Origin of the sequence: Streptomyces virginiae, from assembly GCF_041432505.1 — a bacterium.
In the GTDB taxonomy this organism is placed as follows: domain Bacteria; phylum Actinomycetota; class Actinomycetes; order Streptomycetales; family Streptomycetaceae; genus Streptomyces; species Streptomyces virginiae_A.
In genome coordinates, this window is the sequence record NZ_CP107871.1 from 8,201,994 (window position 1) to 8,220,995 (window position 19,002).

Genomic DNA, 19,002 nt, shown 5'->3' on the forward strand with positions numbered 1-19,002 from the left:
GGGGTCGGCCTCCGAGTTCTTCCCGACGGTACGGGGCACTCTACGGTGATGTGGTGGGGCATTCCCGGCATGTCATCGCGGGGTCTGACCCCAATGGCCGAACGGCCGGGGGCGCGGGGTCATGCCGCGGCCAGGCTGCACTCGGCCCAGATGACCTTGCCGCCGGTGGTGTAGCGGGTGCCCCAGGACTGGGCGAGCTGTGCGACGAGGAACAGGCCGCGGCCGCCCTCGTCGGTGGTCGCCGACTGGCGCATGCGCGGGGCGCTGCTGCTGGCGTCGTGCACCTCGCAGATCAGATTGCGGTCGTGGATCAGGCGCACCCGGATGGGCGCGGTCCCGTACCGGACGGCGTTCGTGACCAGCTCGCTGAGCAGCAGTTCCGTCGCGAAGGCGGACTCCTCCAGCCCCCACCGGTTCAGCTGGCTCACGGAAGCGGCGCGGACCTCGGAGACCAGGGCCGGATCGGCGTCGAGCTCCCAGGTGGCGATCCGGTCCGCGGGGACGGCGTTGGTGCGGGCGACGAGGAGCGCGATGTCGTCGGCGGGGTGCTCGGGTGCCACGGCGTCGAGGACGGCCTGGCAGGTGTCCTCGGGAGCCCGGTCCGGGTGGGCCAGTGCCCGGTTCAGGGCATCGAGGGCCACGTCGACGTCGCGGTGGCGGTCCTCGATGAGCCCGTCGGTGTAGAGGACGAGCTGGCTGTGCTCCGGGAGCAGGATCTCGACCGACTCGAAGGGCAGGCCGCCGAGGCCCAGCGGGGGGCCGGCGGGCAGGTCGAGCAGGGCCACGGCGCCGTCGGGCCGGACCAGCGCGGGCGGCGGATGGCCGGCGCGGGCCATCGTGCACAGCTGGGAGGTGGGGTCGTAGATGGCGTACAGGCAGGTGGCGCCGACGATGCCGGTGCTGGCGGAGTCGGGACCGTCCCCGCCCTCCTCCCGGTCGAGGCGCACCATCAGGTTGTCCAGGTGGGTCAGGAGCTCGTCGGGGGCGAGCTCCAGCTCGGCGAAGTTGCGGGCGGCGGTGCGCAGCCGGCCCATCGTCGCGGCGGCGTGCAGTCCGTGGCCGACGACATCGCCGACGAGCAGGGCGACCCGGGCTCCGGACAGGGGGATGACGTCGAACCAGTCGCCGCCCACGCCCGACTCGGCGGGCAGATAGCGGTGGGCGACCTCGACGGCGCTCTGCTCGGGGAGCCCGCGGGGGAGCAGGCTGCGCTGCAGGGAGAGGGCAAGGGTGTGTTCGCGGGTGTAGCGGCGGGCGTTGTCGATGCAGAGGGAGGCGCGGGCGGCGAGTTCCTGGGCCAGCGAGCGGTCGTCGTCCCCGTACGGGGCGGGGTCCTGCGAGCGGTAGAAGCTCGCGACGCCGAGGACGGCGCCACGGGCGAGCAGCGGGACCGTGATGAGGGAGTGGATGTTGTGCGCCAGGAGCAGTTCGGCGTGCTGGGGGTCCTGGGCGATCCAGCCGAAGGCGGCCTTCAGATCCTGTTCGAGGACCGGCTGCCCGGTGGCGATGCACCGCATGTGGGGCGTGGTGGGCCGCAGGCTGACCTGCGCGCCGACCGGATAGAAGGGGCAGTCCTCGCGAATGCCGTGGACCACCGTGCGGTGCATCTCGGCGGTGGGGTGCGGGGATTCCTCCCCGAGCAGGACGCCCGCGGGCAGGTCGATGGTGACGAAATCGGCCAACCTCGGGACGGCCGTCTCGGCGAGCTCCCAGGCGGTACGGCTCACGTCGAGGGTGGTGCCGATGCGGTTGCTGGCCTCGGCGAGCAACTCCAGGCGCCGGCGCGCCGCGACGGCGTACTTGCCCACCTCGGGCTCGCCCACCAGCACCAGCCCTCTGACCCGGCCGGCCCGGGTGGGTCCGTCGGCCGGTGGTGCGCCGCGCGCGCGGACGCCCGCCGGGTCGGGACCGGGAGCGACGTGGGGCCGGAACGCGGGCGGCGGCCCGGCGGCGGGGGCGTGCGGGTGGGTGGGGGCGGGGGCGTGCCGCTCCGAGTCCTCGGGCAGCAGGGCTTCGACGACGACCCCCTCCACCCCGGCGGCGCTCGTCACGGGGCGGCTGACCAGGGTGACCCACCGGCCGCGGGACAGGGGCACCTCGGCGGCGGCCCGCCGGTCCCCGGACATCAGCTCCGTGGCCTTCTCCTTGAGCGTCGCCTGGTCGCTCTGCTCCAGCTCGCTCTGGAGGAAGTCGACCATCGCGACCGGGTGTCCGTCGAGACCGTGCTCGCCGCTCCGGGCCAGGTGCGCGGCATCGAGGTAGGCCTGCAGCAGACCGTGCTCGCGTGCCGAACTCTGGTCCATCAGCCGTCGCTCGATGGCTTCGGCGGCCTTGCGCACCACGGGGATCAGCGCCGGGTCCGCGTCGGTGTAGGGATAGCCGAGGCACAGGACGCCCAGGATGTGCCCGCTGAGCTGGTCGCGCAGCGGGATCGCGGTGCAGGCGCTCGCCTGGGACCGTTCGGCGAAGTGCTCGGCGCCGTAGACCTGGCACAGCCGGCGTTCGGCGAGGCTGAGGCCGATGCCGTTCGTCCCGGCGAACCGCTCGGCGAAGACGAACCCGGGGAGGATCTGGATCGGGGCGAGCCGTCTGACCATGGACTTCTCGCCGAAGCGGCGTGCGAGCACCATGCCGTGCCCGTCGGCGAGGCTGATGTTCGTCTGGCTGCCCGCGAAGATGGCCTGGAGGCGGTCGAGCACGGGCTCGGCGGCGCGCAGCAGCGGACCCTCCAGGTCGATGTCCTGCTCGAAGGGGAGCTCCGACTGGTCCGGCGACAGCCCCAGCAGTCGACTGCGCTGCCACGAACTCAGGATCGGGCTTCTCACGCTCCCCTCGACCGACTCGCCCTGCAGGAATCGGTCACGGAAGCGCACGGGGCCGATGCGGTCTCCGACGACCCCCATGTGCATCACTTCCCTCACCGGCGCGCCCTCGATCACCAGATTTGAGTATATTCCTCACATTTCGGCAATGAGGGGTGGGAGCGAAGTGATCAGCGGTCCCGGCCGTCACAGGACCGCGACCGGATTGACGGGCGAACCCGTCCCACCGGGCACGTTCAGCGGCGCCACGACGAGCAGGAACGCGTAACGGCCCGCCGCGGCGCACGCGGCCGAGAGTGCTTCGAGATCGAGGTTGTCCAGCAGGGGCACCCCCATCGCCGTCACGGCGAGCGCGTGGACGGGGGAGTGCAGGCCCTCGACCGGCGAAGGCCGCACGTCGCTGTCCCCGTCGCCGCCCAGCAGCGCGACGGCGCGCTCGGCCAGCAGCGGCACGGCGTGGACGTGCCAGCCCGCGCTCGCCTCGTCGGGATTCCACGGGCCGACCTCCCGGCGCCGGCGCAGTGCCCCGGAGCGCAGCAGCACCGCGTCGCCGTCCCCCACCGTCACCCCCAGGGCCTCCTCCGCGGCCAGGAGGTCCCGCGCGTGCACCGCACGACCCGGTTCGAGCCATTCGACCCCGAGGGCGGCGGGCAGGTCGACCAGGACGCCCCGCGTGACCAGGGCGCCGAGCGCCGACACCGCACCGAAGCGGGCCCCTGCCGCGTCGACCGCCTCGCGCGCCGCGCGCCCGTCGTACAGTCGCCCCCGGTAGGCGACGTGTGACAGCGCGTCCAGATGCGTCACGCCCTTGCCGTGGTAGTCCGCGCCGAGGAAGTCCTTGTAGACGGACGGTTCCGGAGCCTGCACGTCGCCGAGGTCGGACATGTAGTGCAGGGCGGGCTTGGTGTTGTCCGGCCCGGGGCGGGTGTCCCAGGGTCGTGCCAGCGGGACGACCGTTCCGTCCCGGACCGCGGCGGTGGCCCCGCGCGCGTGCTGCGCCGTCACCCGGTTCCAGGCCCCGCGGTCGGCCGCCGCCCACCGACCCCACGTACGGACCGACGCGAACAGCGCGTCGAACTCCTCGCGGGAGACGGCGGGCCCGTTGGCGGGGCCGCCGATCTGGTCATCGGTAAGGTTGCCGCTCATTTCCCCAGTGTCCGGCGCCCCGCGCCCCCGCGCTGGCCGGGAGACGTTCTCGGGGGAAGGGCGCGCCGATCGCCCGCGCTAGTGTGCGCACGTGAGCTTTCATGTCGTCATAGGTTTTGGTCCCGCCGGCTCCGCGACCGCCCGGCTCCTCGCCGAACAGGGCCGTACCGTACGGGTCGTCACCAGATCGGGCCGCAGCCCGGAACCCGGGATCGAACACGTCGCGCTGGACGCGACGGACACCCAGGGGCTGATCGAGATCGCGCGCGGCGCGGCGGCGATCCACAGCTGCGCGGCACCGCCCTACCACCACTGGGCCGTCGACTGGCCGCCGCTGGCCTCCTCGCTCTGCGCCACGGCCGAGGAGACCGGGGCGGTCCTGGTCATGTTGGGCAACCTCTACGGCTACGGCCCGGTGGACGGCCCCATGACCGAGGAGTTGCCGCTCGCGGCCACCGGCACCAAGGGGCGGGTCCGCGCCGCGGTCTGGGAACAGGCGCGAGAACTGCACGAGCAGGGCCGGATCCGAGCCGTCGAGGTGCGCGCCTCGGACTTCTTCGGACCCGGCGTCACCGACGGCGGCCACCTGGCCGCACGGGTCGTGCCACCGCTGATGCGCGGCAAGCCCGTCACCACACTGGGGGACCCGGACGCCCCGCACAGTTGGACCTACCTCCCCGATGTCGCCCGGACGCTGGTCGAGGTCGCGGACCAGGAGCGCGCCTGGGGACGCGCCTGGCACGTACCGACCCAGCCGGCGCTGTCCGTACGGGAGATGGTCGGGCGACTCTGCGCCCAAGCGGGAACGGGTCCGGTGGCCGTGCGCGGACTGCCGTCCGCCGTGGTCGGCGTGGCCGCGCTGTTCTCCCCGCTGATCCGTGAGTTGAAGGAGATCCGCTACCAGTTCGACCGTCCGTTCGTCGTAAATTCGAGCGCCTACGAAGCGGCGTTCGCGGTACGGTCCACCCCCGTCGACGAGCAGGTCAAGGAGACCGTCGCATGGTGGCGCGAGCGACTCGCGACCGGCGGCGGACACGGGTGACAGGACAGGGATGGACCATATGGAGGACCCCGGGCCACGGCGAGTGGACATCGCCGTCGTGGGGATGGCGTGCCGATTCCCGGGAGCGCGCAATGTCAACGAGTACTGGCGGCTCCTGACGGCCCCACAGGCCCAGTTCGGGGTGATTCCGGACTCGCGCTGGCGCACCGCGACCTTCCTCGGCGAGAGCCTGCGTGACGCCTCGTCGGCGTACACGGACACCATGGCGCTGTTGCCGGACGTGGGCCACTTCGACGCGGCCCACTACGGCATCCCGCCGCGGCGGGCCCGAGCGATGGACCCCCAGGCCCGGCTGCTGATCGACCTCGCCCGCGAGGCCGTCCAGGACGCGGGGTGGGAGGCCGACGGCTTCGACCGCGAGGAGACCTCGGTGATCACCGCGCTCACCGAGGGCGGCTACCGCGAACTCAGCACCCTGCAGATCCGGATGCGCCAACTGGCCGGTGGTGAGTTCGGGGCCCGGCTCGCCCACCCCGGCCTGCCGGACGCGGTCCGGGCCGTGCACGGGCTCAACGGCACGTCCGTGGCAGGCCTCCTGCTCAACATGGGGCCCAACACCATCAGCTCCGTCTTCGACCTGCACGGCGAGAGCTACGCCCTGGACTCGGCCTGCTCGGGCGGTCTCATGGCCGTGGCCAACGCCGTGCACGCGCTGCGCGCCGGTCGCACCCGCATCGCCCTCGCGGGCGGCGCACAACTCGTCCTCACCCCGGACCTGTTGGTCGGGCTGTGCCGGATCGGCGCCATCTCGCGCAGCGGCCGCTGCCTGCCCTTCGGCGCGAAGGCCGACGGGTTCGTCCTGGGCGAGGGCGCGGGAGTCCTGGTGCTGCGCCCCCTGACCGACGCCCTGGCGGCGGGCGACCGGGTCTACGCGGTGATCCGAGGCGTGGGAACGGCCAACGACGGGACCGTACAGGGCGGGATGCACCCCCAGGCGGCCGGTCAGCTCCGCACACTGCGCCGGGCCTACCGGGACGCGGGCCTCGCCCCGGACGCGGTGGGCTATCTGGAGGCGCACGGCACCGGGACCACGGTCGGGGACCCCGTCGAACTCGGTGTCCTGCGCGAACTGCGCGGAGAGCGCCCCGAACCCGCCTACCTCGGCGCCGTGAAGGCGGTGGTCGGTCACTCGCTGAACTCCGCGGGGATCGCCGGGCTCATCAAGTCGGTCCTGGCCGTGCAGCGGGGCGTGATACCCCCGCAGCCGGAGTGCGACCTGGCCGATCGCTCCGCGCTCGACGCCGCTCGACTCACCGTGGCGACCACCCCGACACCGTGGCCCGACCGCGCCGGGCCACGCCGGGCGGGAGTGAGCGCCTTCGGCTTCGGCGGTACCGGCGTCCACCTGGTGGTGGAGGAGTGCACCACACCGCCGGCCGAACCGGCAGTGCCCGCCGACCCGGACCACGGACCGCACGTACTGGCCCTCAGCGCCCGTGACCGGGACGGACTGGCCCGCTACGCCCGCGAGCTCGCGGACACCCTCGCCGAGGACCGGCCCTCGCCGGCCGTGGTGGCGGACACCCTCGCCCGCCGCACGCCCCTCACGCACCATCTCACCGTGGTGGCGCGGGACGTCGCCGACGCGACAGCCCGGCTGACAGCGGCGGCCGCCGCCCTCGCCGCCGGACGTACGGACGAGCTCGCGCAGTACACCGAGCACGCCCCGCCGCCCCGGCCGCCCGTGACGGTGCGCACGCCCCCGTGCACCCTGCCACCGAGCCCGCTGTCCCCGCGTCACCACTGGGTCGTGGACGAATCGGCGCGCGAGGTCGGGGATCCCGCCGAGCCGATACCCGCGGCAGCCGCCAGGCCACGCCCCGGCGGCGCGCCCACCGGCACCGCCACGGTCGCCGTGCCCTCCGCGTCCACCGTGTCCCTCGTGCTCGAAGAGGTCTCGCGGACCGGTGTCTTCCCGCTCTCCGAGCTGAGCGGGCACCTGACCCTGGTGACCGATCTCGGATTCGACTCCCTCATGCTGCAGGAGCTCGAAGTCAACATCGCCAAGCGGATACCGGGCTTCCGGCACGAGGAGCTGTTCTCGCCCGAACTCACCATCGGCCGGCTGATCGAACTCGTCGATCCGGACACCGATCCGGACAGCGGGCCCGGAACCACCCCGCACCACGCGCCGACGCCGGCCCCCGCCGCACCGGCCCCCCGGCAGGAGCGCTCCACATGGGCCGCCGGCACGGCCGTCATCGACGAGTTCCCGGAGGTCGGTGAGTTCGAGCGGCGCCTCGACGGGATCACCGACGGCGGTGCGGAGAACCCGTACTTCCGGGTCCACCAGGGCAACATCCGCGACACGACCGTCATCGCCGGCCGCACCCTGCTGTCCTTCGGCAGCTACAACTACCTCGGGCTCTCCGGCCATCCGGCCGTCGACGAAGCCGTGCACCGGGCGGTGGACCGGTACGGCACCTCGGTCTCCGCCAGCCGCGTCCTCTCCGGTGAACGGGACCTGACCGTCCGGCTGGAGCGGGCACTCGCGGACTTCCTCGGCGTCGGCGACTGCCTGGCCCTGGTCAGCGGGCACGCCACCAACGTCACCACGATCGGGCACCTCGTCGGCCCCGAGGACCTCGTGGTGCACGACGCCCTCGCCCACGACAGCATCCTCCAGGGCTGCGCCCTGTCCGGAGCGGCGCGACGCCCCTTCGCCCACAACGACATGGGGCAGCTGGAACACATGCTCCGGCTCAACAGGTCCCGGTTCCGACGGGTGCTGATCGCCGTCGAGGGTGCCTACAGCATGGACGGCGACCTCGTCGACCTGCCCGCCGTGATCGAGCTGAAGAAGCGCTACGGCGCCCTGCTCATGATCGACGAGGCCCACAGCATCGGCACCGTCGGCGAACGAGGCCGGGGCGTCGGCGAGTTCTTCGACGTCGACCGATCCGACGTGGACCTGTGGATGGGCACCCTCTCCAAGGCCTTCGCCAGCTGCGGCGGTTACCTCGGCGGCTCGGCCCGGATGGTGCGCTGGCTGCGCCACACGCTCCCCGGCTTCGTCTACAGCGTCGGCCTGACCCCGGCCAACGCGGCCGCGGCGCTGGCCGCCACCGAACTGCTCACCGCGCAGCCCGAGCGGGTGCGCGCGCTGAAGCGGAACTCCGAACTCTTCCTCGGGTTGGCCACCGCGGCCGGACTGGCGACGGGCTCCAGCGCCGGCACCCCCATCGTGCCGTGCGTCCTCGGCGACTCGGCGAAGACCCTGCACGTCGCGAACGGGTTGTTCGCCCGTGGCGTCGTCGCGGACCCGATCTTCCACCCCGCCGTGGAGGAGGGGCAGTCGCGCCTGCGCTTCTTCGTCACCAGCGAGCACCGCGAGGAGGACATCCGACGGGCCGTGTCGATCCTGGCCGAAGAGGTAGCGGCTGCCGGACGTTAAGTGATCCATCTCAGATCAGGGTGCGTTCGATGCGGCTGAGCGTGGCGCTCTTGGCGGGGTTGCCGTCCTCGTCCGCCGCCGCGGCCGGCGCCGTGGCGTGCCGCCGCTCGGCGTCGCCGAGCCGCTGGGACAGGAGGTAGGCGATGATCTCCGCCTCCTGCTCCTGGACGTCGTCGTAGGTCGCGCGCAGGAGCATGTCACGGACGAGTTGGGGGTCGAGGTTGGGGAAGAGGAGGCGCGCCGCCGCCTCGTCCAGCCCACCTGCCCCGCGATGGCAACAGATGATGTGGCCCAGCTCGTGCAAGATGATGTGCTCCTGATGCGCGCCGGTGGTGTTGGCGTCGTAGAAGATGAGGTCCTCGTCGCGAGCGGCCACCCACATGCCGCACGGATGCGACGAGGGCATCTGCATCGGGACCAACGTGATCGGACGGTCGCGCACCTCGCCGAGGTGGCGGCAGAGCTCGGCCACGTCGGTCGCCGTCGGCAGGTCCAGTTCGGCGATCCGCTGCGCGCCGGCCTTCCGGAGCTTCTTGAGCCGGCTGCGGCGCTCGTGATCGGCCGCCCGCTCCTTGCGGGCGCCCCTCATGGCGAGTCGGAGGGGTCGGCGACGGGCGGCAGGCCCTGCATCTGCCGGTACTGGTCCATGATGGCCGTGATGGCCTGGAGGTTCTCCTTCTTCATGCCGGCCGCCCGCATCGCCACGGCGCGTACGCCGGACTGCCGCAGCGCCTCGATGGCGGCGAGCTCCCCGAGCACGGACTCGGCGACCTTGTCGTCGAAGAAGTAGGCGACCGAGACCCCGAAGAACTTGGCCAGCGCCGACAGCAGGTCCGGTGAGGGGTTGGAGCGCTTCCCCGTGCGCAGCTGCGACAGGTACACACCGCCGACCTTGAGTTCGGGGTTCACCCGCTTCAGCTCGTCCGCGACCTCGGCGTTGGTCCAGTGCTTGCCCTTGGGGCGGACCGTTCGGAAGAGGTCGTCCAGGCGCGTCGCGAGCAGGGGGCGTTCCTCACTCCCGTTCTCGGCGTCCTTCTCGATCCCGGTCATGGTGACCCATCCTCCCGTCGCCTCCTCGGCATAGCTCTCAGCTATACGCCAGTTTCACAGATTAGCGGTCAGTTGACAATTGACCAGGACTCGGCGAACGTGGGGTCCGGCCGATAGCTGGCAGCTAACTTGCGCTCACGGGGGACGCACAGTTGGTCGCCGGTGGCATCGGACTGGCCCGGCCCTCGGGGGATGGGCCGGGCCAGTCCGGGCGGGAGCCACCCGTCCGGCCGCACAACAGCGGGGGAAACGGGATACCCGCCCGGTTTGACGGGGGATGCAAACCGGGCGGGAGTTCTCAACTCGCCTTGTCGAGCTTACTGTAGGCGGCTGCCACTTGGGTGAGCCATGCCAGCTCTGCCGCGAAGTTGCTCGTATCGCGGTCGTCGAAGTCGCCCGCGTCCTTGTTGTTCTGCGGGACCGTGTCGGTCAGTTTTGCCTGCAAGGCGCGCTTGATCTGTGTGGCTTCGGTGAAGGCCTGCCGGGATTCCGCGCTCGCCTCCTTGGCCGGATCGTGACCCTCACCGGTCGTCCGGTCGATGTACGGACGCAAGTCCCGCCACCCGTCCCGTATTTCGACGACCCGCCGGTGCAGCCGGTAGTCGAGGTCGGACACCGTGGCGCCGGGCGGCTCCAGGGCGATGTCCGGGGAGGACTCGTACAGGTCCCGCCAGAGCGGGTAGAGCGCCCGGTACGACCGGTACGTACGAGCCCACTCCAGCAGCCGGGTCGCGACCGGGCCCCAGGAGGAGTTGGTCAGGCTGAGCGAGAGCATCACGATGCCCGCGGCGCTGAAGACCGAGGCGGCGACCTTCCAGACGCCGATGTCGACCCCGAACGCCGCCGTGAGGATGTTGACGGTCCGGGCCAGGCAGTAGAGGAACAGGACCACGGCCGTGACCGAGAGCAGCCGCAGGGCCTGGCGCAGCGAGGCGTTGTCCGTCATCCGCGCGTACGGACCGCACTGGAGGTAGATCGTGACGCACGGGATCGCCTGGGAGACGATGAACGCCAGGAGATACGTGAGCAGCAGCGGCTCGCTCGTGCCGTCGAAGTCCGAGGCCGGCCGACCGGTGCCGTCGGCGAGGAAGAACAGGGCCGCCAGCAGCACGTCGAGGACGATTCCGGTGATCAGCCAGTAGCGGGTCTTGCGTACGGCCTCCTCGTCCGCGGCGGCCCACCGCAGCAGGATGATCTGCGCGCTGACACAGAAGGCGACCGCCGACAGGTGCATGAGGAGCACGGCGAGGTTGCCGACTCCCAGGAGGGGCGCACCCCCCATGGCCAACGCCCCCATGGTGAAGGTGAGGCACTGGAGCAGCAGCGTGGCGATCAGTGTTCGGTACGCGCCGTCCTTCCAACTGCGCCGCGCCTGGCACAGCCGGTAGACGAGCGCCGCGTACGACGAGAGCGACGCTATGACGAAGCAGAGGGTTCTGGTGGTGTTCACGTCCTGGTTTTCTGCCGGTGCCGCGCGGGCGACGGACGGTCAGTCGGTGTGCTCGGCCGGGGGGACATCGAAGCCGATGCTCTCGGCGGCCACGGCGATGGCGTAGTCGAAGAACGCGGCTTCGTCCCGAACGCTGTCGTGGGTACGGCTGAAGACCTGGAACACCAGGAGGCCGATCAGATTGCTCCACAGGACGATGCCGCGCTCGACGATGTCCGAGAACGGAGCCTCGGGCGCGCCGCCGAAGAGCTGCAGGGCCTCCGGCAGGAGCAGCGGCGGACCCGGCACCGGCCGCCGGGGCGGGGTGAGTTCACCGGCCTCCAGCGCGGCGCGCACGATGCCGGCCAGGACCGCGGGGGTGCGCGAGGCCGACGGGACCGTGTCCTGCGGGGCGTGGTAGCCGGGTACGGGCGAGCCGTAGATCAGGGTGAACTCGCCGGGGTTGTCGAAGGACCACCGCCGGAGCGCCCGGGTGACCGCGAGGAGCCGGGCGCCCCCGGACGCGCCGGCCTTCGTGGCCGCGCCGTCGGCCTGTTCCATCACCTCGCCGGACGCGTCGTAGGCGTCGATGACCAGCGCGGTCAGCAGAGCGTCGCGGTGCGGGAAGACGGCTTCGACATCGGCGAGGGGAAAGCCGCCGGCACGCGCCACGGTATCGAGGGACAGCGCCGCGGCGCCCAGCTCCACCAGCTGCTGACGTGCGATGTCCTTGATCACCACCGCCGGGGTGATGTCGTCGTCCTCGATCGAACTGATTGCGGAAACATCCATGCCGGAACCGTACCCGCCGCCAACTGGGGCTGTACGAACGGTCGCTCGAACGCCCCGGTCATGCACTGTGATCCGGCCATCGGGCGGGTACGGAACGTTCCGGGCGAATCCGGTCGGCGGCGGGCGTCAGGTGTCGGACAGGGTGCTCGGGCCGCCCGTCAGAGCGACGTGCAGACCGTCCGGACGGACCTCGGCGGAGGTCGCGGCGAGCCCGAGCGGGTACTCCTTCGGAGCGCCCGCCTGCGGGCCGAGGCCGCCGGCGGCGATCCCGAGCCGGTCGGTGGGGACGGAGCGGCCGAACAGGGTGAGCCCGTCGACGGCGAGGGTGACCTTGCCGTCCGCGAGCACCGGACGCAGCGTCAACCGCCCGAGGCCGCCCGGGCCGACGTCCGCGAGTACCGTCCCCCGCGCCGGGTCGGTGGTGACCGCGGCCACCACCACGGACGGTACGGCGGCACGGATCGCGCCGGCGAGCGACTGCGTGGAGACCGTCACCTCGGCATGGGTGCCGGCGACGGTGGTCGTCCCGCCGAGGCGGACGTCGTCCAGCCGCGCCCGGACGCGGACCTGGGAGAGCCGCCCGACCTGGGCGTCGTCACTGCTGATGTCGAGCCGGGGGATGCTCTCGTGCGCCAGGTCCCACAGGGCCCAGCCACCGGCGACACCGACCGCCACGTCGTCGCCGAGGCCGGGAGCCGCCTTCAGCACGCGGCCGTGGATGACACCGCGGACCGTGTACTCGGCCGCGCCGGTGGCGACGACGGCGAGCAGCAACACGGTGGCCGTGACCGTGAGGACGAGGTGCCGGCGCAGGACCGCCCGGGTCTTCGTCAGGGCGTGCTTCATCGCCGTTCTCCTCGGGCGGGCGCGAGATCGGGGGAGGTACCGGGATCGGACGCGGCATCGGGACCGGGCGCGGCAGGGGGCTCGGGCGCGTCGGCGGGGCCCTCCGGGTCGAGGTGCGGAAGGAACCGGTCCAACCAGCCCGGGAGCCACCAGTTGGCGCGCCCGAAGAGGTACATGGACGCGGGTACCAGCAGCAGGCGGACCACGGTGGCGTCGATGATGACGCTGACCCCCAGGCCCAGCGCGAGCATCTTGACGGCGACGTTCGTGGAGAGCAGGAAGGCGAGGAAGACGCTGGTCATGATCAGTGCCGCGCAGGTGATGACACGGGCGGTGGCGGCGAGGCCGGTGGCGACCGCCAGGTGGTTGTCCTCGGACTGCAGCCAGACCTCGCGGATCCGGGAGAGCAGGAACACCTCGTAGTCCATGGAGAGCCCGAAGACGATCGCGAACATCATCATGGGTACGTAGGACTCGACGGGCACCTTCTCGGTGATGCCGAACAGTGCGCCGCCCCAGCCCCATTGGAAGACCGCGACGACCACGCCGTAGGCGGCGGCGATGGAGAAGAGGTTGAGCACGGCGGCCTTCAGCGCCACCAGCGGGCTGCGGAAGACGGTGAGCAGCAGCAGGAACGCGGCGGCGACGACCACGGCGATGATCAGGGGCAGCTTGGCGGTCAGGGTGTCGGTGAAGGTCTGCGCGGCGGCGGTCGTACCGGTGAGGTAGCCGGTGGCTCCGGTGCCCGACAGCGTCCGGGGCACCGTCTCGTCCCGCAGGGTGTGGATCAGGTCCGCGGTGGCCGCGTCCTGCGGGCCGGTGGTGGGCACGACCGTGGTGATGAGCAGGGCGCGGTCGGGGCTGGGCACCGGGGGAGTGACGGAGGCGACGCCCGGTACGGCGGCCAGCTCGCGCCGCAGCGAGGCCGCGAGGCCCTGGCGCAGGCTCTCGCTCTCGGCGTGCCGACTGTCGAGATGGGTGACCACGGTGAGCGGGCCGTTGGCACCGGGGCCGAAGTCCTCGGTGATCAGGTCGTAGGCCCGACGGTCGGTCCGGCTGGTGGACTGGGCGCCGGCATCGACGTGTCCGAGGCGCATGGACGCGAGCGGGACCGCGAGGACGCCGAGTACGAGCAGGCCGCTGACCAGGAAGAGCCAGGGGCGGCGGCTCACCCGGACGGCCCAGCGGTGCCAGACGTCCGCCTCGCCGGAGGGTTCGGCGACCGGCTCGCGGACGTGGAGGCGGTCGATCCGGCGGCCGAGCAGACCCAGCAGGGCGGGGGTCAGCGTCACCGACGCGGCGGCGGCCACGAGGACACTGAGTCCGGCGGCGACGCCGAGGGCACCGATGAAGCCCACGCCGGAGGCGCACAACCCGCACAGGGCCATGGCCACCGTGGCGGCGGCGACCAGCACGGCCCGGCCGCTGGTGGCGACCGTACGGCCGACCGCCTCGGCGGGGTCGGCTCCGGCGTGCAGCAGGGCCCGGTAGCGGGTGGCGAGGAAGAGGGCGTAGTCGATGCCGACGCCGAGGCCCATCATCGCGGCCAGGGTCGGGGCCGCCTGGGCGAAGCTGAAGTGCCCGGCGAGCACTCCCAGTCCGGCCAGGCTCACGGACAGCCCGATCACGGCCGTCACCAGGGGCAGGCCGGTGGCGGCGACGCTGCCGAAACCGATCAGCAGCACCAGCACGGCGACGGCCAGCCCGATCGCCTCCGAGGCGCGGTCGGCGGACTTGGGGGTGGCCAGCTGGCCGAGCGGAGCCCCGTACTCGACGGTGACGTCGTCGGCGCGCAGCGGTTCGACGGCGGTGTCCACCTCGGTGAGGTAGGAAGGGTCGAAGCTCGCCGGGTTGCCGTCGAAGCGGACGGTCACCTGGGCGGTTCCGCCCTCCGCGGAGACCGCCCCGGGGGTGGTGAACGGGTCGGCCACCGACAGGACGTTCGGGAGCCGGCCCAGGTTGGCGACGGCCGCGTCGATCGCCGCCCGGTGATCGGTGACCGGCCCCTCGTCGGAGGTGATCACGAGGGCGGAGGCCGTGCCGCCGGCACCGGCCGTGTGGGCCGTCAGCAGGTCGGCGCCGGTCTGGGTACTGGTCCCGGGGAGGGAGAAGCTGTCCGCGTAGGTGCCGCCCCAGGTGTGGTTGGCGAGCCCGAGGCCGACCAGTGCCAGTACCCACAGGGCGACGACGCGCCAGGCGTGCCGGGCGCACCAGCGCCCGCTCCGGTGGAGGAGCCCCGGCCGCCGGGTCGATTCGATGTTCATGGGGACACAGTGCGCGGTGCGTGTAAGGGGTCCGTGGGCGCATTGTTCGGGGAATGTAAGGGAGCCGCCGTCGCGGCGGGCTCAGCGGGGGGCGGGCGACGACGGGAGGGTGACGGTGAAGCAGGCGCCGCCCTCCGGACCGTGCCCCTCGACGCGGATGCCGGCGCCGAGCCGGCCGGTCAGGCGGTGGGCGATGGCCAGCCCCAGGCCGCTGCCGACCGGGCGGGTGCCCCGGTAGCGCTCGTGGAGCGCGCCGTGGTCGAAGGCGATGCGTACGTCGTCGTCGGTGAGGCCGGGTCCGCCGTCGCGGACCTGCAGTTCCGCCCCGCCGCCCGTGGCGGCCGGGCGGACGGCGAGGACCAGCGGCGCGCCCTCGGGGGTGACGCGCAGCGCGTTCTGTACCAGACCGTCGAGCAGTTGCCGGACCCGGAAGGCGTCGGTCGCGACGACGACGGGGCGGTCCGGCCGTTCGAGCCGGAGATCGACGCCGTGGCGTGCGCAGAGGCCGCTCCAGAAGGCGGCGGCCTCGGAGAGCAGCGCGCGGAGGTCGGCCGGGGCCACGTCCAGGCGGAAGTCGTCGGCCTCCAGCCGGGCCAGGTCCAACAGGTCGCCGAGGAACCGGTCCAGGCGGCGGGTCTCGTCGGCCAGGATGCCGCCGACCTCGGGCACCCGCTCCGGCTCGATCAGGCCGTCGGCGAGTGCCTCGGCGTACCCCTGGAGCGCGGTCAGCGGGGTGCGTAGATCGTGGGAGACGGAGAGCAGGAACTCCCGCTGGCGGTTCTCGCTGTGGGCCAGCGCCCGATCCAGGACGTTGAGGGCGCGCCCGATGTCCGCGGTCTCCCGGGGGCCGTCGACCGGGGCCGGTACGCCGCGTTCGCCGTCGGCGAGTCGGTGCGCGATCTGCGCGGCCGTCACGAGCGGACGGGCGATCCTGCGGGCCAGGAGCGCTCCGGCCAGAGCGGCGCCGAGCATGCCGAAGACCAGCGGCACGATCACGTTGCGGCGGATCCGGTTCGTGTTCTCGGTGACGACGGAGTACGGCTCGGTCAGTACGACGGCGCCGCCGCGCACGCCGGGCCGCCCCACCAGCAGTACCTCCTGGCCGCCGAGGATGCCGGTGGTGGAGACGGGATTCCCCGCCAGCAGGGCCGATTTGGACGTCCTGTCGAGGGCCGGGCCGGCGGTTCCGCTCACGGTGCCGTCCTGGGCGATGACCGCGAGCTGCACCTCGTTCGGTCCGGCCAGCACCTGGGCGCCGGTGAAGAGCGCCTCGGACACGGCCGGCAGTCGGCTGAGCACCGTCGCCTGGCGCGTCAGCTGGTCGCGTTCGCGCTGTTCGGCGCCGTGGGCGGCGGTCTGCCAGGCGATCAGGCCGGTGAGGGCGACCGCGAGCGCCGCCACGAGGGTGGTCAGCACCACGATCTTGCGGGCGAGGGAGCTGGGGCGGGAGTGGTTCACGGGCCGGGGGCCGTCGCGCTGTACCCGACGCCGCGGACCGTCCGGATCGGGCTCGCGTCGCCGAGCTTGGCGCGTACCTGTGAGACGAACACGTCGACCATGCGGGTGTCGCGGTAGCGGGCGTACCCCCACACCTGGGCGAGCAGTTGCTCGCGGGTGAAGACCTGGCCCGCGTGCTGGAGGAGGTGGTGGAGCAGGTTGAACTCGGTGGCGGTGAGCTCTACCGGTTCGCCGTCGCGGCGTACGGTGCGGCTGACCGGGTCCACGCTGAGCCGGCCGCCGGTGTTCTCGGGCGGGGGTCCGGGTGGGCCCGCCGCCCGGCGCAGTACGGTCTTGACCCGGGCGACCAGTTCGCGCGGGGAGAACGGCTTGGTCAGATAGTCGTCCGCGCCGAGTTCGAGGCCCAGGATCCGATCGGCCTCCTCGCCGCGTGCGGTGACGAGCAGGACCGGTGTCCAGTCGCCCGCGTCCCGCAGGGCGCGGCAGAAGGCGATGCCGTCCATGCCGGGCAGGCCGATGTCCAGGACGATCGCCACCGGGTGCAGGCGCCGCGCGGCCGCGAGGCCGGCCCTCCCGTCGGCCTCGACGTGGACGCCGAAGCCCTCGCGGGTCAGGTAGAGGCGCTGCACGTCGGAGATGTGGCGCTCGTCCTCGACGACCAGCACGAGGCCCCTGGACTCCGTCATCACTGCCTTTCAGCCGCGGTTGGCAGCATCGATGCTAACCGCGGCGACCGGCCCCTCCGGTGGGCGCGCCGTCATCCGTACATTCCCCGAACAATGCGCCTACCGCACTCCGCGTCGAAGCGATATGCCCGAAGTGCGTAGATGGCTGGTTCTCGCTCTTGCGATCGCTTGAGGGAAAGTGCTTGCCATGCTCTGAGGTTAGGCTAACCTAACCGTCGTGCAAGCAGCTGAAGAGACCGCCGGGGCCACGCGTCCCCAGGGTCATGAACTCACCGCCCAGGGCGTCACCGTGGCGTACGACGGCGTCGACGTCGTCCACGACGCCTCCATGACGCTGCGACCCGGCGAAGTGACCGTCCTGGTGGGACCGAACGGCAGCGGCAAGTCCACCATGCTGCGCACGATAGCCAGGCTGCAGCGGCCACGGACCGGCACCCTCGTCATCGACGGGGACGCCGACGGCTTCGCGCTGAGCCCCCGTGAGTTCTCCCGCCGTGTCGCCCTCCTGACACAGGGGCGCCCCACCCCGAGCGGACTGACGGTACGGGACCTCGTCGAATTCGGCCGCTACCCCTACCGCGGACGCTGGGGCCGGGACGATCCGGGCGGCCGGGCCGCGGTCGACCGCGCGCTCGCCCTCACGGGCGTCGAGGAACTCGCCGAACGCGGCGCCGAGCACCTCTCCGGCGGACAGCTCCAGCGCGTCTGGCTGGCCGGCTGCCTCGCCCAGGAGACGGGCGTGCTCCTCCTCGACGAACCGACGACCTACCTGGACCTGCGCTACCAGGTCGAACTCCTCGACCTCATGCGCGACCTGGCGGACGACCACAGGATCGCCGTGGGCGCCGTACTGCACGACCTCGACCAGGCCGCCGCCGTGGCCGACCGGATCGTCCTGCTCCACGCGGGACGCGTCATCGCCGACGGCGGGCCCGAAGACGTCCTCACCCCCGAGCGGCTGACCGACACCTACGGCATCCGCATCGACGTCGAAACCGATTTCCGGACAGGCCAGTTGCGCACCCGCGCGATAGGCCGACACCACTTGCGTACCGAAAGGCTCAGTACCACCTCATGAGACGACTCCTCCTCACCGTGGCCGCCGCCACCGTCGCGGCCGTCACCCTGACCGCTTGCGGGACCACCGAGCCCGCCGCCGACGACGCGAAGAAGACCGCCGCGCCCATCACCCTCACCGACGCCTCGGGCGCGAAGGTGGAGCTCGCGGGCCCCGCCAAGAAGGTCGTCGGCACCGAGTGGAACGTCGTCGAGAGCCTGGTCTCGCTGGGTGTCGACCCGGTCGGCGTCGCCGACGTCGCCGGCTACAAGACCTGGAACACAGCCGTCCCGCTGAAGGGCGAGCCCAAGGACATCGGCACGCGCGGCGAGCCCAGCATGGACACCATCGCCTCGCTCAAGCCCGACCTCGTCATCGCCACCTCCGACCTGCCGCCGGCCGCCCTGCAGCAGCTGCGCAAGGTCGCCCCGGTCCTCGAGGTGCGCCCCGGCGACGCCGCCGACCCGATCGGGCAGATGACCAAGAACCTGGACCTCATCGCCCAGGCCACCGGCACCACCGCGCAGTCCGACAAGCTCAAGCAGGGCTTCCAGGCGAAGCTGGACCAGGGCAAGAAGGCCCTCGCCGACGCCGGCAAGGGCGGCGCCGCGTACGCCTTCGCCGACGGCTACGTCATCTCCAACCAGGTCTCGATCCGCCCCTACACCAGCGGTTCGCTCATCGGCGGGGTCAACGAGAAGCTCGGCCTGAAGAACGCCTGGACGGTCCAGGGTGACGAGGCCTACGGCCTGGCCACCAGCGACGTCGAGGGCCTCACCAAGCTCGGTGACGTGGAGTTCGCCTACATCGGCAACGACGGCGACAAGGACAGCAACCCGTTCGCCGGTGTCCTCGCGCAGGACAAGGTGTGGACCTCGCTCCCGTTCGTGCAGAAGGGCAACGTCAACCGACTGCCCGACGGCATCTGGATGTTCGGCGGTCCCGAGTCGATGAACAAGTACATCGACTCCGTCGTCGCCGCACTGACGAAGTAG

Annotated in this window: 14 protein-coding genes; 4 read left to right on the top strand and 10 right to left on the bottom strand. The window is 72.3% G+C overall.

Translation table 11 applies throughout. From position 1 onward, the window contains the following. Positions 1 to 119: 119 nt before the first annotated feature. Positions 120 to 2,903 (bottom strand): SpoIIE family protein phosphatase, encoded by a 2,784-nt coding sequence (locus OG624_RS37835; protein ID WP_371640493.1) that lies wholly within the window; start codon positions 2,901 to 2,903, stop codon positions 120 to 122. A 105-nt stretch (positions 2,904 to 3,008) separates the two neighbouring features. After that, positions 3,009 to 3,968 (bottom strand): cyclase family protein, encoded by a 960-nt coding sequence (locus tag OG624_RS37840; protein ID WP_033216304.1) that lies wholly within the window; start codon positions 3,966 to 3,968, stop codon positions 3,009 to 3,011. Positions 3,969 to 4,059: 91 nt separating this feature from the next. On the opposite strand from OG624_RS37840, the gene OG624_RS37845 reads away from it, so the two are divergent. Both OG624_RS37845 and OG624_RS37850 read left to right on the top strand, forming a co-directional pair. Continuing rightward, positions 4,060 to 5,010: an NAD-dependent epimerase/dehydratase family protein gene (locus tag OG624_RS37845; RefSeq protein WP_033216306.1), complete on the top strand. Its 951-nt coding sequence runs from the start codon at positions 4,060 to 4,062 to the stop codon at positions 5,008 to 5,010. Positions 5,011 to 5,020: 10 nt separating this feature from the next. Beyond that, positions 5,021 to 8,425 carry an aminotransferase class I/II-fold pyridoxal phosphate-dependent enzyme gene (locus OG624_RS37850; RefSeq protein WP_051762853.1) on the top strand — a complete coding sequence of 1,135 codons (3,405 nt, stop codon included), beginning with the start codon at positions 5,021 to 5,023 and terminating at the stop codon, positions 8,423 to 8,425. 10 nt (positions 8,426 to 8,435) lie between these two features. Here OG624_RS37850 and OG624_RS37855 read toward each other — a convergent pair whose 3' ends face one another. The 8 genes from OG624_RS37855 to OG624_RS37890 all read right to left on the bottom strand — a co-directional run bounded on the left by OG624_RS37855 (position 8,436) and on the right by OG624_RS37890 (position 16,950). Continuing rightward, the gene (locus tag OG624_RS37855; protein ID WP_033216307.1) at positions 8,436 to 9,014 is read right to left on the bottom strand and encodes a hypothetical protein; all 579 of its coding nucleotides are present in this window, start codon (positions 9,012 to 9,014) and stop codon (positions 8,436 to 8,438) included. Then, positions 9,011 to 9,475: a helix-turn-helix domain-containing protein gene (locus OG624_RS37860; protein ID WP_033216308.1), complete on the bottom strand. Its 465-nt coding sequence runs from the start codon at positions 9,473 to 9,475 to the stop codon at positions 9,011 to 9,013. Before OG624_RS37860 ends, OG624_RS37855 begins: the two co-directional genes overlap by 4 nt. Before the next feature lie 298 nt (positions 9,476 to 9,773). Further along, entirely contained in the window at positions 9,774 to 10,925 is a 1,152-nt protein-coding gene (locus OG624_RS37865; protein ID WP_033216309.1) for an MAB_1171c family putative transporter, read from the bottom strand. 39 nt (positions 10,926 to 10,964) lie between these two features. Then, positions 10,965 to 11,696, bottom strand: a complete 732-nt coding sequence (locus OG624_RS37870) for a TetR-like C-terminal domain-containing protein (RefSeq protein WP_371640494.1) — start codon at positions 11,694 to 11,696, stop codon at positions 10,965 to 10,967. A gap of 126 nt (positions 11,697 to 11,822) precedes the next feature. Beyond that, positions 11,823 to 12,542 carry an LmeA family phospholipid-binding protein gene (locus OG624_RS37875; RefSeq protein WP_371640495.1) on the bottom strand — a complete coding sequence of 240 codons (720 nt, stop codon included), beginning with the start codon at positions 12,540 to 12,542 and terminating at the stop codon, positions 11,823 to 11,825. Continuing rightward, positions 12,539 to 14,806: an MMPL family transporter gene (locus tag OG624_RS37880; protein ID WP_063733995.1), complete on the bottom strand. Its 2,268-nt coding sequence runs from the start codon at positions 14,804 to 14,806 to the stop codon at positions 12,539 to 12,541. The genes OG624_RS37875 and OG624_RS37880 overlap by 4 nt, the downstream gene beginning before the upstream one ends. 81 nt (positions 14,807 to 14,887) lie before the next feature. Further along, the gene (locus tag OG624_RS37885; protein ID WP_161291653.1) at positions 14,888 to 16,264 is read right to left on the bottom strand and encodes a histidine kinase dimerization/phospho-acceptor domain-containing protein; all 1,377 of its coding nucleotides are present in this window, start codon (positions 16,262 to 16,264) and stop codon (positions 14,888 to 14,890) included. After that, complete coding sequence (locus tag OG624_RS37890; protein WP_033216315.1) at positions 16,261 to 16,950, bottom strand: response regulator transcription factor; 690 nt, start codon at positions 16,948 to 16,950, stop codon at positions 16,261 to 16,263. The genes OG624_RS37885 and OG624_RS37890 overlap by 4 nt, the downstream gene beginning before the upstream one ends. 217 nt (positions 16,951 to 17,167) lie before the next feature. Here OG624_RS37890 and OG624_RS37895 point away from each other — a divergent pair, with 217 nt between their 5' ends. Then, complete coding sequence (locus tag OG624_RS37895) at positions 17,168 to 18,028, top strand: ABC transporter ATP-binding protein (RefSeq protein ID WP_371640497.1); 861 nt, start codon at positions 17,168 to 17,170, stop codon at positions 18,026 to 18,028. Continuing rightward, a complete protein-coding gene (locus OG624_RS37900) occupies positions 18,025 to 19,002 on the top strand; it encodes an iron-siderophore ABC transporter substrate-binding protein (protein ID WP_033216319.1) in 978 nt (325 codons plus the stop codon). The genes OG624_RS37895 and OG624_RS37900 overlap by 4 nt, the downstream gene beginning before the upstream one ends.

Bases quoted from the DNA above. Each gene is read 5' to 3' on its own strand.
- OG624_RS37860 (WP_033216308.1), bottom strand. From the start codon at position 9,475: ATGACCGGGATCGAGAAGGACGCCGAGAACGGGAGTGAGGAACGCCCC.
- OG624_RS37870 (WP_371640494.1), bottom strand. From the start codon at position 11,696: ATGGATGTTTCCGCAATCAGTTCGATCGAGGACGACGACATCACCCCG.
- OG624_RS37875 (WP_371640495.1), bottom strand. From the start codon at position 12,542: ATGAAGCACGCCCTGACGAAGACCCGGGCGGTCCTGCGCCGGCACCTC.
- OG624_RS37835 (WP_371640493.1), bottom strand. From the start codon at position 2,903: ATGGGGGTCGTCGGAGACCGCATCGGCCCCGTGCGCTTCCGTGACCGA.
- OG624_RS37880 (WP_063733995.1), bottom strand. From the start codon at position 14,806: ATGAACATCGAATCGACCCGGCGGCCGGGGCTCCTCCACCGGAGCGGG.
- OG624_RS37890 (WP_033216315.1), bottom strand. From the start codon at position 16,950: ATGACGGAGTCCAGGGGCCTCGTGCTGGTCGTCGAGGACGAGCGCCAC.
- OG624_RS37855 (WP_033216307.1), bottom strand. From the start codon at position 9,014: ATGAGGGGCGCCCGCAAGGAGCGGGCGGCCGATCACGAGCGCCGCAGC.
- OG624_RS37840 (WP_033216304.1), bottom strand. From the start codon at position 3,968: ATGAGCGGCAACCTTACCGATGACCAGATCGGCGGCCCCGCCAACGGG.
- OG624_RS37900 (WP_033216319.1), top strand. From the start codon at position 18,025: ATGAGACGACTCCTCCTCACCGTGGCCGCCGCCACCGTCGCGGCCGTC.
- OG624_RS37850 (WP_051762853.1), top strand. From the start codon at position 5,021: ATGGACCATATGGAGGACCCCGGGCCACGGCGAGTGGACATCGCCGTC.